The organism is Candidatus Bipolaricaulota bacterium (assembly GCA_035528115.1).
In the GTDB taxonomy this organism is placed as follows: Bacteria; Patescibacteriota; Patescibacteriia; order UBA11705; family DATKZF01; genus DATKZF01.
In genome coordinates this window covers 133,852-151,597 of record DATKZF010000001.1, presented here as the reverse complement: position 1 = coordinate 151,597, position 17,746 = coordinate 133,852, and the positions used below count along the sequence as shown (strand labels likewise).

At 42.5% G+C, this 17,746-nt stretch carries 14 protein-coding genes; 12 read left to right on the top strand and 2 right to left on the bottom strand.

Annotated features, from left to right (window positions below; translation table 11 throughout):
• Positions 1-3 precede the first annotated feature (3 nt).
• The 11 genes from VMX18_00725 (at position 4) to VMX18_00675 (ending at position 11,861) form a co-directional block, all read left to right on the top strand.
• Positions 4-384 (top strand): hypothetical protein, encoded by a 381-nt coding sequence (locus VMX18_00725; protein ID HUT21913.1) that lies wholly within the window; start codon positions 4-6, stop codon positions 382-384.
• Positions 385-441: 57 nt separating this feature from the next.
• Positions 442-1,704, top strand: a complete 1,263-nt coding sequence (locus VMX18_00720; GenBank protein HUT21912.1) for an aminoacyl--tRNA ligase-related protein — start codon at positions 442-444, stop codon at positions 1,702-1,704.
• Entirely contained in the window at positions 1,697-2,752 is a 1,056-nt protein-coding gene (locus VMX18_00715) for a rod shape-determining protein (GenBank protein ID HUT21911.1), read from the top strand. The genes VMX18_00720 and VMX18_00715 overlap by 8 nt, the downstream gene beginning before the upstream one ends.
• Before the next feature lie 28 nt (positions 2,753-2,780).
• Positions 2,781-3,590 carry a rod shape-determining protein MreC gene (gene mreC / locus VMX18_00710; protein ID HUT21910.1) on the top strand — a complete coding sequence of 270 codons (810 nt, stop codon included), beginning with the start codon at positions 2,781-2,783 and terminating at the stop codon, positions 3,588-3,590.
• Complete coding sequence (locus VMX18_00705; protein HUT21909.1) at positions 3,580-4,116, top strand: hypothetical protein; 537 nt, start codon at positions 3,580-3,582, stop codon at positions 4,114-4,116. Before mreC ends, VMX18_00705 begins: the two co-directional genes overlap by 11 nt.
• Positions 4,117-4,118: 2 nt before the next feature.
• Positions 4,119-6,131, top strand: coding sequence for a penicillin-binding protein 2 (gene mrdA, locus VMX18_00700; GenBank protein ID HUT21908.1), 2,013 nt, complete (start codon positions 4,119-4,121; stop codon positions 6,129-6,131).
• A gap of 236 nt (positions 6,132-6,367) precedes the next feature.
• Positions 6,368-6,823 (top strand): transcription elongation factor GreA, encoded by a 456-nt coding sequence (greA, locus tag VMX18_00695; protein HUT21907.1) that lies wholly within the window; start codon positions 6,368-6,370, stop codon positions 6,821-6,823.
• Between the two features lie 220 nt (positions 6,824-7,043).
• Entirely contained in the window at positions 7,044-8,522 is a 1,479-nt protein-coding gene (gene lysS / locus VMX18_00690) for a lysine--tRNA ligase (GenBank protein ID HUT21906.1), read from the top strand.
• An 89-nt stretch (positions 8,523-8,611) separates the two neighbouring features.
• Positions 8,612-9,886 carry a serine--tRNA ligase gene (gene serS, locus VMX18_00685; protein HUT21905.1) on the top strand — a complete coding sequence of 425 codons (1,275 nt, stop codon included), beginning with the start codon at positions 8,612-8,614 and terminating at the stop codon, positions 9,884-9,886.
• Positions 9,887-9,894: 8 nt separating this feature from the next.
• A complete protein-coding gene (gene alr / locus VMX18_00680; protein ID HUT21904.1) occupies positions 9,895-11,028 on the top strand; it encodes an alanine racemase in 1,134 nt (377 codons plus the stop codon).
• 2 nt (positions 11,029-11,030) lie between these two features.
• Entirely contained in the window at positions 11,031-11,861 is an 831-nt protein-coding gene (locus VMX18_00675) for a hypothetical protein (GenBank protein HUT21903.1), read from the top strand.
• A 1,331-nt stretch (positions 11,862-13,192) separates the two neighbouring features.
• On the opposite strand, the gene VMX18_00670 is transcribed toward VMX18_00675, so the two are convergent.
• Both VMX18_00670 and gltX read right to left on the bottom strand, forming a co-directional pair.
• Entirely contained in the window at positions 13,193-14,467 is a 1,275-nt protein-coding gene (locus VMX18_00670) for a peptidoglycan DD-metalloendopeptidase family protein (GenBank protein HUT21902.1), read from the bottom strand.
• A 47-nt stretch (positions 14,468-14,514) separates the two neighbouring features.
• Positions 14,515-16,044: a glutamate--tRNA ligase gene (gltX, locus tag VMX18_00665; protein HUT21901.1), complete on the bottom strand. Its 1,530-nt coding sequence runs from the start codon at positions 16,042-16,044 to the stop codon at positions 14,515-14,517.
• Positions 16,045-16,357: 313 nt separating this feature from the next.
• Between gltX and VMX18_00660 the strand changes: the two genes are divergently transcribed.
• Positions 16,358-17,677, top strand: coding sequence for a hypothetical protein (locus tag VMX18_00660; GenBank protein ID HUT21900.1), 1,320 nt, complete (start codon positions 16,358-16,360; stop codon positions 17,675-17,677).
• The last annotated feature ends 69 nt before the right edge of the window (positions 17,678-17,746 follow it).

Below are 17,746 nucleotides of genomic sequence, written 5' to 3'. Positions count from 1 at the left end.
ATTATGACCTTACGTAAATATTTAATTTTTTTGACCGCCTGCACGGCATTATGCTGGTTGACTTTCGCTTTGGCCGTGAATTACACAAATCCCAACGCGGCCGGTTGGTTGGGGTTTTCATTCTTTTATCTGAGTTTATTCGTGTCGATCGTGGGTTCGTTTTCGCTGCTTGGCTTCGTGTTTCGAATGATTTTCAACAAGGATGAAAAGATTTATAAAAAAATTGATATTTCGTCCAGGCAGTCGATCATTTTGGGATTGCTTTTCATTGTCGCTTTGGTTTTGCAATCACAACGTCTTTTGACCTGGTGGAACTTCATCATTTTGCTGGCGATTACGTTGCTGATTGAAATTTTCTTAATTTCTTATCGCAAGTTCAGATAACCGTAAAAAGTAAAATTAAAAAATTCAATAATTGTTTTTTTTTCTTAAATAAAAATTATGCTTCAATCAAAGTATTTTTTAAAAACCACCAAGGAAAAACCAAAGGACGAAACGTCCATTAACGCGGAACTATTGATCCGCGGCGGCTTCATCGATAAATTAATGGCCGGTGTTTATTCCTTTTTGCCGATCGGATTTAGAGTTTTGAATAACATTAAAAACATAGTCAGAGATGAAATGAATAAGCTGGACGCGCAAGAACTGTTGATGCCCGCGCTTCACCCCAAGGAAATTTGGGAGGAAACGGGCCGTTGGGAAGAAGGCAAGGAAATTATGTTCCAGTTTGAAGGACGTTCGGGGAAGAAAATGGGCTTGGGCTGGACTCATGAAGAAATTATCACGGACATTATCAGAAAAAAGATAAGTTCGTACAAGGATTTACCCGTCGCGTTGTATCAAATTCAAGACAAATTCAGAAATGAACCCAGAGCGAAATCAGGATTGCTTCGCGGCGTGGAATTTTCCATGAAAGATTTGTACGGTTTTCATCGAGATATGGACGACTTTGATGAATTTTACGCGCGAGTGAAGGAATCTTATCTCAGTATTTTCAAAAGATGCGGTCTGGATTCGATCATCACCGAAGCGTCCGGCGGAGATTTTACGGAAAAATATTCTCATGAATTTCAAGTGATTTGTCCGAGCGGAGAAGATACCATCATCCACTGCACGGATTGCGATTTTTCTCAGAATAAGGAAATTGTGGAGAAAGAGTTGAACGATCTTTGCCCCAAATGCGGAGCAAAATTGAAAATTGACAAAGCGATTGAGGTTGGTAATATATTTACGCTGGAGACCAAGTATACGGAGCAAATGAAGGCTCATTATACGGATGAAAAAGGAGTGAAAAAGCCGATAATCATGGGTTGTTACGGCTTGGGTCCGAGCAGAGTGATGGGCGCGGTGGCCGAGATTCACCATGATTCAAGCGGTCTGATCTGGCCGTGGGAAATAGCGCCTTTTAAGATTCATTTGGTGGCCATAGGAGCGGAAGATGACGTTGTGATGAAGCAAGCTCGAGAGCTTTACGACCGCTTGTCGAAACAGCATCCGGATGAAATATTATTTGACGATCGCGAGGATAAATCCGCCGGAGAAAAATTGGCGGAAAGCGATTTGCTTGGTTTGCCGCTGAGGATTATCGTCAGTCCGAAGAGCCTGGAAAAAAACAGTTTTGAAATCAAACACAGAAATAAGAAGGAAAGTGAATTGATAAAGATTAAAAAGTTTGATGAAGAGTTGATCAAGTATTATGTTTAAAAAATTCTTCAATAAATTCTCGAAAAGATTGGGTATTGATTTGGGAACTTCCAATACCATTATTTGCGTTCAAGAAAAGGGGATTATTATCAATGAGCCCTCGATTGTGGCGGTAAATAACAGATTTGACCAAATTATCGCCGTGGGCGAAGATGCCAAAAAAATGTTGGGCAAGACGCCGAAGTTCATTACGATTTCCAAACCATTGGTGAATGGGATTATTTCGGATTTTGAAGTTACGGAAAAAATGCTAAAGTATTTCATCGATAAAATTCAAAGAGAAAGTTTTAATCTTTCGGCCAGGCCAATGGTGGTTATAGGCATTCCGCTGGACGTCACGGAAGTGGAAAAAAAGGCGGTTGAAGACGCCGCTTTGTCCGCCGGAGCCGGCCAGGTTTACTTGGTGGAGGAAATTATGGCCGCCGCCATCGGCGCCAGATTGCCGATTCAGGATCCGTCGGGCAGCATGATCATCAATGTCGGAGGCGGCAAAACCGAAATCGCCGTCACCTCGCTCAACGGGGTGGTCACCTGGAAGTCACTGGACGTGGCCGGCGAAGAGCTCAATAAAAATATTGTTTATTTCGCCAGAGATCATTTTAATTTATTGATCGGCGAGAAAATAGCGGAAAATATTAAAATCGCCATTGGCTCGGCTTATCAAACGGGCGAATCCGCCTCGATAGAAATGCGCGGACGAGATTTGGTTTCCGGTTTGCCGAAAGAAATAATCGTGGATGATTATCAGATCAGGGAAGCGATCAAAGGGTCGATTAGCCAGATTATTGATAATATTAAAGCCACGCTGGAAAATACTCCGCCCGAACTTGTGGCGGACATATATGAGCGCGGAGTTGTTCTGGCCGGAGGAGGCGCTTTGCTCAAAGGGCTTGATATCGCCATCTCGTCAAGCATTGAGATCCCGGTCAGAGTGGCTGATGACCCGCAAACTTGCACCATCAGGGGGCTGAGTATCTTGCTCGATGACCATAAACTGCTCAATGAGGTAGTGCTGCCTCCGGCCAATGAAGAAAAAATGGTGAGATAGCAAGCCTTAAGCTTGCTACCTTTTTTATATGCAAAGCGGTAATCTAAAAAAAATCAGTATTGTTTCTTTTGCCTCGATTTTAATTATCGTGATTTTGCATTACACGGGAGCGCTCTCTCCCGTTGAAAATTTATTCATGGCCGCGGTTAAGCCGGTCGGCGGAGCGGTTTATCGATTGTCCGGCAGGATCAATGACTTTTACTACAATCAGAAAAAACAAAATGAATTGATTGCGGAAAACGACAAATTACATGAAGAGTTGATACAAATGCAAATTGTGGAAAGCGAAAATCAGGAATTGAAATCGCAGCTCGATTTTTATAAAAGACAAATTGATTTTCAAAACAGTCGGAATGTTAAAGGCGTGATCGCCGACGTTATCGGCAAAAGCAACGACAATTATCAAAATTTTTTAATAATTGATAAAGGAGAAAAGCACGGAATCAAGGTCGGCAACGCGGTGACCAATGAAAATGTCATTGTAGGGAAGATTTACGAAGTATCCAAATACACGTCCAAAGCATTGCTTGTCAATGACAGTTTTTCCAAGTTGGCTGTGTCCGTGAACAACAACGATAATTCCGTCGGCATTTTGAGCGGGGAATTCGGTCTGGGCATGAAGATAGATTTGATACCCCAAACTGAAAAATTGAGCGAAGAAGATTTTGTCATCTCTTCCGGGCTGGAAGAAGCCGTGCCTCGAGGTCTTTTGGTCGGTCAAATAGATAATGTCGTTTACACCGAGGGAGAATTGTTCCAAACGGCTTTTGTGAGATCCCCGATAGATTTTAACAAAATACACTACGTAAATGTTTTGACCATAGAATATGCTGATTAAATGGCTCAAAATCGTTTTGTCGTTGGCGGCCTTGTATGTTTTTCATACCAGTTTAATTACGGGTTTTTTTTATCCGATCAGCGCTTTTAATATTTTTTTGCCCATGTTGATCTTCATCATGATTTTATACGGAGAAAAAATCACTTTGATATTTGCGGTCGTGTTCGCGATATTTATCTCATTAACATCTTCCTTGCCGTTTATTTTTGTCATGATTTCGGTGCCTTTCGCTTCGATCCTTTTAATCGCGATTTATAACAAATTCTTCACCAACAAATCTCTTTATTCTATAATTTTTTTAAATTTCATATTTTTGCTGATTTATCAGTCGCTTTCCGCGAGTTTGTATTTATCCTACTATTTTTATGTGAATAAAACAGTGGAAGGCTTTGTCAGGTTGTCTTTCTTGGCGAGCGGTTTTGTTTGGCAATTGATCTTGTCCTCGATTTTCGTCATAATCGTTTTTTACTTGGTGAATTTTATTTCCAGAAAATTAAAGACGGTTTATTTGGATTCCGCAACATAATTATGGAAAAAAAGGATCAAGAGAAAAAATCATCCGAGAATTCCGATATTTTCAGTTTGACGAAAATAAAAGACAAGGCGTTATCCAGAAACAGCCGTGTGTTTTGGACCGAAGAAGCGTATATCAATTATTCGGATAGAGATATAAACCGATCCGACAAAATTTATTTCGGCTTGTCGATCAACCAGAAGGTTATTCATATTTTTTTATTTATCGTTTTTTTGGGGTTGGGTTTGCTTTTGGCTCGTTCGGTGCATTTGCAAGTGATTAAAGGGGATGAATATTTGGCCACGGCCGAACAAAACAGAATCAGAATTCAGTATGTTAAAGCGCCGCGCGGCATTATTTATGATCGAGCGGGCAGAGCGCTGGTTTCCAATGTGCCTAATTTTCATTTGTACATCACGCCGTTTGATTTTCCCAAAGATGAACAAGAGCAAAATGAAATAATTGCCGAATTGGATAAAATCGTGGGTTACCCGCTGGGAGATCGTCTGGAAGACATAAGGAAGTTTACTCCGCGCCAACGTGAGTATTTCGAGCCGCTTGATTTGTGCGAGGACATTCCTTACGACATCGCTTTGAGGTTGGATGTTTACACGTCTAATTTATCCGGAGTCGGTGTTTTGTATGACGCCAAAAGAAAATATGAATTTATTGAAGAAGTGTCGGCAAATGAATATTTATATAACAGTTTATCGCATATTATCGGGTATGAGGGAAAGATTTCCGAGCAAGAATACGATGATTGGAAAGAGTCGGGCTATTTGTTGAGCGACCGGACGGGTAAAAGCGGCATAGAATTGAGTTATGAAAAAGCATTGAAGGGCAAGCATGGGAAAAAGCAAATAGAAGTCGATTCTCAAGGCAAGGAAAAGAAAATAATCGCGCAAGAAGACGCCGAACGAGGTCAAGGCGTAGTGCTGACCATTGACTTGGATATTCAGAAAAAACTTGAAGAATTGTTGCGAAACGAACTACTTCTCGCGGAGAAAAAGAAAGGAGTGGCCATAGCGATGAATCCGCAAAACGGTGAGATTTTGGGCATGGTAAGTTTGCCGAGTTACAACAATAATGATTTCGCTCAAGGCATGAAGGCGGATAAATACAAGCAATTGATCGACAATGAAGATAATCCGCTTTTTAATCGCGTTATTAAAGGCGAGTATCCGTCCGGATCAACCATTAAACCGGTTATCGCCAGCGCCGCGCTCGAAGAAAAAATAATCACGGAAAACACTTCATTTTTGAGCACCGGTGGCATTCGAATAGGCGAGTGGTTTTTTCCTGACTGGAAAGCGGGAGGCCACGGATTGACGGACGTGAAAAAAGCTCTGTCGGATTCGGTGAATACATTTTTTTACATTATCGGCGGAGGATATAACAATTTTGAAGGACTTGGCGTAAAGAAAATAAATTATTACGCGGCCTTGTTTGGCTTCGGTCAGGCGACCGGAATTGATTTGGCCGGAGAAAATCAAGGATTTCTGCCAACCCCGGAATGGAAATTCGAAGTAAAGGGCGAGCAGTGGTACATCGGCGACACTTATCATTTGGCCATCGGGCAAGGAGATTTTCTGGTTACTCCTTTGCAAATAGCCAATATGACCGCGATCATGGCGAATAAGGGCAAGTTTATCAAACCTCATTTGGTGAATAAATTTATTTCCGTTGATACGGGAGAAGTGAAGAACGTCAATTATGAAGTGGAAAGGGAGAATTTCATATCGCCATACAATCTCAATATCGTCAGGCAAGGCATGAGGCAGGCGGTGACCTTTGGCAGCGCCAAGATTCTATCCGGCTTGCCGGTCACTTCCGCGGCCAAGACGGGGACCGCTCAGTGGGGAACTGATAAGGACGCGCATGCCTGGTTTACGGCTTTCGCTCCGTATGAAGACGCGGAGATAGCGGTTACCGTTTTAATTGAAGAGGGAGAAGAAGGCAGCGTCACCGCCGCTCCCGTGGCCTACGATTTTTTGAAATGGTATTTTGCTGAATATAAGAAGTTGTAATTAGTAAAGGGTAATGGGTAAAGTGTTACGAATTACAAGCGTCCATTTAGTTTTTAGGTAATTTGTTACGTATTACAAGATTCTCAGGCTTAAAGCCATGGATGAATGTAATTTGTAACATATATTCATCGGCCTACTAGATGATTGTAATTCATAACAATCATTCATGTGGATAGCTTCTTGACGCGATAATTAAAAAATTGTAGTATTTATCAATATAATTAAAAAAATATTTTATGGTTCCAGTATTAACTCCAGATGGTTTGGAAAAGATTAAAAAAGAGCTTGATTATTTAAAGAATAAAAAAAGAAGAGAAATTAGCGAAAAAATAGAAAAAGCCAAGGAACTGGGCGATTTGTCTGAAAACGCGGAATATCATGAGGCCAAAGACGAACAAGGCATGGTTGAAGCTAGAATAAAGGAGCTTGAAGGTTTGTTGAAAAGCGCGGTGGTGTCCGAAGCCAGCGGCAGCAAGGAAGAAGTAGGGGTAGGATCCGAAGTGGTGGTTAAATCCAAATTCGGCGAACAAACTTACAAAATAGTGGGATATAATGAGGCCAATCCTTCGGCCGGTTTTATTTCCAATGAATCTCCTTTGGGCAGCGCGTTTTTAGGCAAGAGAAAAGGGCAAGTGGTGGAAGTAGAAGTCCCTGCCGGGGTGATCTCGTATGAGATTATAGAGATAAGATAGAGAGCCAGACGTCTTGGCTCGTTGGCGCTTCAAGCCGGGCTTTTGTCCGGTTTTTGAATTTGCCAAAGGTAATCGAATGCGGTAAAATATAGACATTAATAGTCCTTTTGGATTTAGATATTAGATATTCGCAACTATTTGCAGTAAAACTTAAAATCAAATGCTGAAAACCAAGCTAAATCCTAATACATTTAATTATTCGTAATAGTAATATTTGAATATGGACCAAAAAATAACCAAAGAGCAAGAAGCGAGATTGCAAAATCTTGAAAAAATCAGAGCGGCCGGTATTGAGCCATATCCTGAGAAATTTGAAAAAAAGCAGACCTTGGCTCAGGCGAAAAAATTGTTTGAAGGCAAAAAAGTCAGCGTCGCGGGCAGAATCATGCTTTTGCGCGACATGGGCAAATTGACTTTTTGCCACTTATTGGACGCTTCCGGTAAAATGCAGATTGTTTTGAAACAAGATGAGGTCGGCAAGGAAGCGTACAAGGTTTTTGTTAAGAATTTTGACATTGGGGACTTTTTGGGAGTTAATGGAGAGATTTTTACCACCCAAAAAGGAGAAATTTCGGTTTTGGTTAAAAAATATGAATTTTTGGGCAAAGCTTTGAGGCCTCTGCCCGAGAAGTGGCATGGTTTAAAAGATGTTGAAACCAGATACAGGCAGCGTTATTTGGATTTGATAATGAATGATGAAGCGAGACAGATTTTTAATTTGCGCAGTCGCTTGATTAAAAGCCTGCGCGAGTTTTATTGGGAGCAAGGATTCCAAGAGGTTGAAACCCCCGTTTTACTGCATGAAGCGACCGGAGCGCATGCAAAACCTTATAAAACTCATCACAACGCGCTTGATATGGATGTATATTTGAGGATTTCGCATGAATTGCCGCTCAAGGAGCTGATCGTCGGAGGTTATGAGAAGATTTTTGAGCTTGGCAAAGCATTCAGAAACGAAGGGATTGATCCATCGCATTTGCCCGAGCATACGCATTTGGAGCATTACGCGGCCTATTGGAATTTTGAGGATAATATAGCTTTTACGGAAAAGATGTTTGATTATTTATTTGATAAACTCGGCCTCGATCGAAAAATAGACGTGCCTGACAGAGACGGCAAAATGAAAAAAGTCGATTTCAGCACGCCGTTTAAAAGAGTGAATTTTATTGATTTATTAAAAAAGGATACGGGACTTGATGTTTTGGATTATACCGACGTCAAAGAATTGTTGAAAGATATAAAAAAGAAAGGGATTAAGATTGAGGGCATGGAAAAAATGAACCTGTATACACTGATAGATAACCTGTATAAAAAAGTGAGTCGGCCAAAATTAATACAGCCCACGTTCTTATATTACTACCCGGAATCGCTCCAGCCTTTGGCTCGCAGAAACAATAAAGACCCCAGAGTCGTCGATCAATTTCAATTGGTAATCAATACTTGGGAGCTGGCCAAGGCTTATTCCGAATTGGTTGACCCCATCGATCAGCGACAAAGATTCGAGCAACAAATGAAGGACAGGGCCGCGGGAGACGAGGAAGCGTCTGAGATTGATGAGGATTTTATCACGGCCATGGAATACGGCATGCCTCCCATTTCCGGCTGGGGGATTGGAATTGACAGATTGATGACGATTTTAACGGGGCAGGAGAATTTGAGAGACGTGGTCTTTTTTCCTCTTATGAAAACAAAAGAATAATTAACACTGATCGACGGATTGGCAACCGATACATTGAAATTTAGTTTAGTCCGTTTCATCCGTTGTTATCCGTTGATCTGATGTAAAATATGCTGGATATAAAATTCATCAGAGAAAATCCAAAACTTATCCAAAAAACCGCGCAATTGAAAGGTATTGATTTGGATTTGAAGCGGCTTTTGAAATTGGACGAGAAAAGGCGTGAATTGCAACAGGAAATAGAAAAAATCAAGGCAGAAAAAAAAGAATTCAGCAAAAAAATGAGCGGCATATCCGAGGCTGAGAAAAAGAAAGTTTTGAAATCGCTCAAAAAACAATCGAAAAAAGAGAAGAAATTGGAATTAAAACATAAAGAAATATACGAAGAATTCGAACATTTGATGCTTTTTGTGCCGGCGGTTATGGATCCTCGGATCCCCGAAGGCAAAGATGACTCGGAAAATGTTGAAATTGAAAGTTGGGGAGAAATACCGCAGTTTGCTTTCAATATTAAGGATCATTTGGAATTAGGCGAAAAACTGGGAATTATCGATTCCGTCAGAGGCGTGAAAATCGCCGGTTCGAGGTCATATTTTTTGGTGGGCGATGGAGCCAGATTGGAGCAGGCTCTTTTGCAATTCGCCATGTCCAAATTGATAAATAAAGGTTACACGTTAATGAGCGCGCCGGTTTTGCTTAATCAAGCGGCGCTGGTTGGCACCGGCTATTTCCCCGGAGCTGAAGAACAAACATATTTCATGGAAAAAGATGACAAGTACTTGGCCGGAACCTCTGAGGTGGCCGTGACTTCATATCACGCGGATGAAATTTTGAATGAAGAGACTTTGCCGAAAAAGTTTATCGGCGTTTCCAGCTGTTTTCGCAGAGAGGCCGGCACCTACGGCAAAGACACCAGAGGATTGTACCGAGTCCATCAATTCAATAAAGTCGAACAAGTGATTGTTTGCAAAAACGATTCCAAGGAAAGCGAGCGCATGCATGAGGAATTGATGCAAAACGCCAAAGAGATATTGCAGGAATTGCGACTGCCTTATCGAGTGGTGGTTTTATGCACAGGAGACATGGGTATGTGTAAGGTTTACGCCAATGATATTGAAACATGGATGCCATCGAGAAAAGGCTATGGTGAAACTCATTCTTGCACCACATTCCACGATTTTCAATCCAGGAGACTCAATATGCGCTACCGCGACATGGATGGCAAAGTCCATTATTGCCATACGCTGAATAATACGGCCATTGCCACGCCCAGGATTTTAATTCCATTGCTGGAAATTTATCAAAATCAGGATGGCTCGGTGGAAATCCCGGAAGTTTTAAGGCCATACATGGATGGCCAAAAGCGAATTGAGCGAAAAGTTTGATTTTGTTTATGTTTAAAATGTTATATAACAGATATTTATCGAAATTTGAGCGGCAGGTGGCAACTTTAAGCAGGGTTGAGATTCTTTCGGCCAATATTTTGCATAATTTCGATTATTTTCAAAAAGAAAATCCCCAAGCTAAAATTTTCCCGGTTTTAAAATCAAATGCTTACGGCCATGGCTTAAAAGAAGTTACTCAAATATTGGAGAAGAGGGGAGTGGAGTATTACGTGGTTGACAGTTATTATGAAGCTCTTCAGATAAGAGAGGTTACGAATAGAAAAATATTGCTGATCGGTTATACCAAACCGGAAAATTATAAAAATTTCAAATGGAAAAATCTCTCGATTGCCATTTTTGATTCAGGGAGTTTAAAGGCGATAGGGAATTTGGGTAAGAAGATAAACATTCATTTGTTCATCAACACGGGAATGAATCGCGAGGGAATATCCATGGACGATTTACCGCTGTATTTGGCCGAACTAAAAAAGTATTCACGTATAAATCTGGAAGGAGTGTGTTCACATTTGGCTGACGCGGACAATGAGGACCAATCATTTACCGAGAGTCAGCGTCAAAAATTCAGCCAAGCTTTAACCATTATTGAAAAAGAAGGCTTTAATCCCAAATATAGACATATCTCGGCCACCGGCGGTTCTTTTCGGATTAAAAACCCTGAAATAAACGCCATTAGGCTTGGCATCGGCTTATACGGTTATAATCCCATAAAGCCGTTTGATGCCAATCTAAGGCCGGCTTTGCGGCTTATCAGCACCATTGTGTCGGTTCAATCGCTGAGCGAAGGCGAAAAGGTCAGCTACAATTGCGCCTTTAGCGCTGACAAACCGATAAAAATAGGAATCTTACCCGTGGGATATTATGAGTTTTTGGATCGCCGCTTGAGCAATTTGGGCAAAGTCAAATATGAAAACGATTTTTTACCCATTGTGGGGAGAGTCTGCATGAATTTGACGGCGATTGACTTGAAGGATCATAATTTGAAAATAGGCGATGAAATAACGATAATCAGTGAACACCCCCGGGATTTGAATTCCGTGGACAGTATCACCCAACAGATTAATACGATTTCATACGAAATATTGGTCAGAGTAAATAGCTCCATAAGGCGAAAAATCAAATGATTATGAGAATGGACCAAAACAAAAGTCACTTGTCAAAGGATTTTGTCGTGTCCAATTATCAAAATCCGAAAAAGGTCAGAGACGGGAAAGTTTTGAAAAAGAAAAATTTGATAATAACCTTGATCGCGGTTATTATTTTAGGCATGGCGTTTGTTTATTTTTTTTATCTGTCTTCTTATTTTAGAATAGAGCAAGTGGAGATTTTTGGGTTGAAATACATTAAAAATGAAGATTTCGATAACATAGTCAAGCAGGAGATGCAAAGAGGGGTTTTATTCAAACATAATAATGTTTTTTTGTTCAATATCAATGATCTGCAGAGTGAAATAGCTCAAACTTATTTATTGGAATGGATAGAAATTCAAAAAAGCTTTCATCCCGCCTATGTGTCAATAATTTTACAAGAAAAAGTTTCCACCTTGGCTTACATCACGCAGGAAAATTGTTTTAATATAGATATTAAGGGAGATATCGTTGAGAAATGCAATGATCGAAGCTCCGAGTTTATTCAAATCAGATTTGAAGGGGATAAGAGCGTCGGCGTGGGAGACAATGTACTGTCGTCGGAGGAAATAAACTATATCATTGAATTGAATGACCAGTTGGAAGGCCAAGGCAACAAGGTAAAGACATTTAAGCAAATTTCCGATTCAAATTCGGATCTTCGAGTGATGACCGAAAAAGGGTTTGAGATATACTTCAACCAAAAGCTGAGCATCACCGATCAACTGAAGAGGTTGAATCTATTGATTAGGGAAGAGGGGCTTTCGGACAAGCTGGACAGATTGAACTATATTGACCTGCGTTTCGGGGAGAAAGTGTTTTATCAATAGATATTTCAAGTTAATCCGGTTGCTAAAATTTTGGTATCATGTTTTGCGACGCATAGTGGGAGAGAGCGATGAAGATAATGGGGAAATGGGTTTTTATAAACCAGCAATAGGTAACGAGTATTAAGTAATAGAAAATAAAAAATAAATCATGGAAAAAGGGTTCGGATGGCAAATCCGGATTTTTAAATTTTAAATGTCTTAAAGGAGCTGAAATTTTTTTCTGTTGAAGATTCGTTTAAGTCAATAATATTAACACAAAATAGACCAAAAGCGAGGCTCAAAATTGCGTTTTAAGGCCTATTACGCATATTTTGCGAGATTGCACCGCAAGCGTTGCAAAATATGCGAACCTTATGCGACACATAGCCCAAGGAAAGTTGGTTAATGTGTCGCATAAGGTATATTGTGCGACGCTTCATATCCTCCAATCCAATGCGATGAGCGCTACTCTCCCCGCCTGAATCTCAAAATCTGAGCTTGAAGCAAAGACAATTAAATAAATAATAAATCAACGGCTGCTTGTTTTCCTTCTTCTTAACTTGTTGTAAATAATATCGCTCATTTCAAATTATAGACAAATTTTTGCTATCCCCCATGGTTTTTGAGTTTTATGACCCACGAAATGCAAATATTGATATACTTGACGGGTTTTACGATGTTTGATATTATTATGCCATCGAGCTAATTCGCAAGCGCCCTAACGCTTCAGCTGTTGGCCAAAAAAATGGACTAGCGTTAGGTTGGAAGAGCGAAAGATAGCTCGATGTGCTGGTTCTGGTCCTGTCCGTTGGGCTGGAGCGTCTCTCGGGAGAGCTCCGAAACCGGCAACCGGCGTCCACCAAGTGGCGCCCACAACCTGACCGTCCGTTGCTCTTGAGCGGACGGTTTTTTAATTTTAAATGTAATGGATGAATTTTGATTTTTTGTCTAAAATAAGATAAAAAACATCAATAATGCCTTCTGGCTATTGACAATATATAAATATTTGCTATAATGTTGTCAGTTCTTTTCTTTGGATCTCTTGCACAAAGGTGTGCGAGGGTGTCTAAAACTCACATGGCAAGGAGGAAAGCCATGGAGGGTTCCCAGTGAGTCGCTGTTTCGGCATACGGTTCCAAATGTCTGTGCCTCGACGACGGCATCGTGACGGCCAGCGCGACGCGACCTGACCGAGTGACCCGGCGGCGCCGACTGAGTGAAGCCATCGAGTGATGGCAGATCTTGGTCGGACTCTACGACATTTTCAGCCGTCTGCTAACAAGTGGACGGCTGAATCATTTTAAAAGAAAAAACGCCTTTTTGAGGCGATTTTTTATTTATTTTGCTATTTATTAAAATCCCATATCCGGCAGATAATCCAGCGGATTGACCGGAATACCGTTTAATCTGACTTCAAAGTGAAGATGAGGCCCGGTGGACAGATTGCCCGCTCCAAGCGTGCCGGGCATGCCGCCGGTTTGGCCTATTTGTTGCCCCTTGATGACATATTGATCCGGTTTGACCAGAATTTTACTGACATGGCCGTAAACCGTGGAAATGCCGTTGGCATGCATGATTGAAATATAATTGTAGCCATAGCCGTTATCCTTGGCTGATATCACATAACCATCGGATGCCGCGTATATGGCCGTGCTTTGATAAGCCCTGACATCGATGCCGGGATGCTCGAACAAATGTCTGAACGGATAAGTCGGGTCGTGAAAAGTGGCAGAAATGCCTCTGGAAATATCTTTGATCGGCCACATTATGGTCGAATCGCTCAAAGGCTTAAATCCGGACTCCGTTTTTGATGGGGAGGCTTCTTTTCTTTTGTTTTCCAACTCTTCGAGTTTTAATCTCGCTTCTTTTTCCAATGAATAAATTTCCGCGCTGGAATTTTGCTGTTCCTGTTTGGTTTGCCAGTATAAATTGTAAAACTTTTCTTCGGAATTTTTCGTTTCTTTCAATAAATATCCTTTGGAATCCAATTCTTCTTGCAAAGCTATTTTTTGCTGCTCAGCTTGTTTCCTTAACTTGTCCAACTCATCATTTTTTTTATTCAAAGTATCTTTTTTGCTTTCCAATTGAGCTTTGTATGATTTGACGGAAATCAATGAGTTCTGCAGGTTTCCTTGCAATGATTTGGTGTGTTTAACTTGATCGAAAAAGTCGGACAAGGTGTCATTGGCCAATAATATTTGCAGTGTCCCCTGTTGATCCGATTTATACAATAATCTGACCAATTCTTGGAGTTCGTCGTCTTTTTTTAGAATATCCGCTTCCCTGTTTGAAATTTGAATCGCCACGTCTTTTATTTCAAGCTGGGTTTTTTCAATGGTGGCTTCCGTGGTTTGAATATCTATTTCCGCCTTGGCGATCTTATTTTCAAGTATTGATAATTGATTTTGCAAACTGACCGTTTCGTTTTGTTTTGCATTAATATTATCAAGATAAGAATCAGCTTGTTTTTTCAATGATTCCAGGGTTTTTTGTTTGTCTTTTATTTGGGAATTAATGTCATTGATTTCGCTGTCTATATCCGCTCTGGCAAAACCAAAATTGGCGAATAAACCGATTATCGCCGCGATCGCGCAAATTTTAATCAACCCTTTTGTTTTTGTTTCCATTTCAAAATTGAGTGAATATTACGCTGACAATATTATAGCATAATTTCTCAAAGCATGGAAATGGCTTTTTTGATTCTGGCAATGGTTTTCTTTTTGCCCAGAGCGGCCGCTATTTCAAACGGTCCCGGAGAAGCCTGTCTGCCAGAAAGAGCGACTCTCATCGGCCACAAAACATCCCCGTTTTCGAAGCTATTTTCCTGAATAAAATTTTTGATCAGCGAATCCAAGCGGGTTACGGAAAAGTCGTCGGTTTTCAATTTCGACAGAAAGTTAAGCAAGGCGCTCAAATGTTTTTCAGTGGAATCCTTGGTGTTCTTTTTCCATAAAAGGCTTTTTACATCATAATCAATATCCGCCACAAAGAAATATTTTAAAGCCTCGGGCAAATCCGAAAGTTTTTTAACGCGGTTCTTCTCCAATTCTATAATTTGTTTCAACACGGGATATGTCAATTTTTCTTTGGTTTCGAGAACCTTGTACTCCTTTTTGGTCAAAGCGATCAATTCGGCTTTTTCCAAAACAGGCAGAGCCATGGCCATGAATTTTTCAACCGTGAGTTGTTTCAGGTAATAGCCGTTCATCCAGTCCAATTTGTCCACGTCCAAAACCGCCGCGCTTTTATGCACTCTGTCCAGATTAAACTGTTTGATTAATTCGTGCATGGTGAAAATTTCCTGATCCGACCCGGAATTCCAGCCTAAAAGAGCGATGAAATTAATCAATGCTTCGGGCAAATAACCTTTGTCCATAAAATCATGGACAGAAGCCGACGCTTCCCTTTTGCTCAACTTCTTTTTTTGTTTATTGACCAGTGGCGGCAAATGAGCGAATATCGGAGGCTGCCAACCGAAAGCTTCATAAAGCAACACATGCTTGGGCGTGCTGGGGATCCATTCGTCTCCGCGTAGAACATGCGTTATTTTCATCAAATGATCGTCAATGACATTGGCGAAATGATAGGTCGGGAAACCGTCGGATTTGATTAAAACATAGTCGTCCAAATCCTTTGTGTTGACCGTTATTGTCCCGTGAATTTCATCATTGATTACAATATCTTTTTCCTCCGGCATTTTGAAACGGATCACATGAGGCGCTTTGTTGTTTAATTTTTTTTCAATTTCCTCCCTGCTTAAATGACGGCAATGATTGTCGTATTTTGGCGGCAGGTTATTTTTTGCTTGCTCTTCCCGCAAATTGTCCAAACGGATTTTGTCGCAAAAACAATAATAGGCTTTGCCGCTGTCAATCAAATGCGCGATATGTTCTTTGTAAATATCCAAACGCTCGGATTGAAAATACGGTCCGCTCTCCCCTTTTTGAGCTATCTTTCCTTCAGTCAAAAAAGGCCCTTCATCGTATTCTATATCTGTCCAATTCAAAACATTCAGTAAATTTTCCACCGCGCCTTCCACGTATCTTGATTGATCCGTATCTTCGATTCTAACCAAAAAATCGCCGTCATAATGTTTGGCGAACAGGTAATTATATAAAATTGTCCGTAAATTGCCGATATGCACGAATCCTGTCGGACTTGGCGCTATGCGCACCCTTACCTTTGAATAGGGTTTGTTTTCCATAATTTTAAGCTATAAACACTTGTTTATAATTATAAGCCAGCTATCCCCCGCTGTCAATTTTAGCTGTTAAAATCGGTTGATTAAATGAAATGTTTTTAAAATTCGCTAAAATTAGCTTAAAAATAAGCACTATATTGACTTTTTGAGTAAAATGTGATATTATTTAATGTTCGATTCGGCGAAAAAGCCGAACGATTATTTAGTATATTGCCAAAAAGTTCCGCTAAGCAAGCATTAAAGCGCGAGTAATCCGATCGCAAGATCGGCCAGATTCGAGAACACCCAGAAAAGCCCGCGAGGTCGGGCAAGGAGCATGATCATGGCGACTAAGGAATTGAAGACTGTGGCCCAGGTGATCGCATTCCACGGCACGACCGTGGCGGTCAAGAACGGGAACAACGAGATCCTGCCGGTGACCTTCATCGGCGAGGAAGGCAAGACGACCATTTCCGGCCCGGACCAGATCACCCACCTAATAAAGTCGGGAGTTGATGACCGCAAGGTCTCGCTCCCCCTAGACAAGCTGAAGGTGCACTGCAGAGTGTGCCGGAAGGCGGAAATGACAGGTGTCATCTCCGTGTCAGAAGCCTTCGTTGTCAAGGGCGAGGGCGACATCTACCACCGCAAGTGCGCGGCCGCGGTGCTGGCCGCGCGCGACAAGGAAGAGGCGCGACGGCTGGGCATTAGCCGTCAGGCCAAGATCGATCAGCGGCAGATCGTACCGCTCATCAACCCTCTGGCCTGGGCCGCTCGGCAGGAGCAGGTCAAGGCGGCTATTTCCGGCGAGGGGAAGTTCCTCTCGGCCGAAGCCATGACCGAGGCTCTCGGCGACGACATCGTCGGCAAGGGCAAGCTCAACCCCGAAAGGTTGGCCGAGCGCGCCAAAGCGCTCGCGCTCGACAAGAGCGAGCGCGACTTCGCTCTCGTGTCGCGGGCGACCGGACGGCCCGGATTCGCCATCCTCGGCCGCTTGAACGCGGTGGCGATCTGCCAGGTCCGAAAGGATCTGGTCTTCGACCGCCTCGAGGACGGAGCGGCCGATCTGTTCCGGCTGGCCAAGCACATGGCCGGCCGCGACAAGAAGCGTCAGGAGAAGACGGCGAAGGTGGTCGCTCGCCTCGAGTCGAGCGACCCGCTGAACTTCGAGCCGTTCGAGCTCATGCGGCGGCTCAAGGAGGTCTTCGAAAACTCGGAGACCGAGAGGTTCGCACACCCGAGCGATCGGGTGGAATGGCCGGTGTTCGACTGGAAGGAGATCGTTGCCTTCTGCGTCGAAAGCGGCTTGTTCCCGACCGGTTTCGGCCCTCACCCGGACGCCATTGCGGGCATGGACGTCTGCCCGATTCTCGTCATGACCTTCAAGGTCAAGGACAAGGATCGGGTCGTTCTCCTCCACTCGAGCGAGGCCTCCATGGCCGTGGCGCTGGCCAGAAAGTCCGGCCTCAAGGATTCTCGCTTCCGCGATGGAAGCAGGATCGAGGTTGAGGCGGAGGCTCAGCCTCTCAGCACCACGCTGAGCTGGCTGTGGAATCGCTTCCAGCGCGCGAACGAGCGAAAGCTCCAGCGCGCGGCTTCCGAGGTCGCTTCCGGCTCCGTCCGCGTGCGCCTGAAGCTCGTGAACGGCGGCAAGTAGTTCCCACCGGTAACTCACCCACCCCCAAATCCTACCCAAAAACCCGCGAGGTCATTCTTCGCGGGTTCA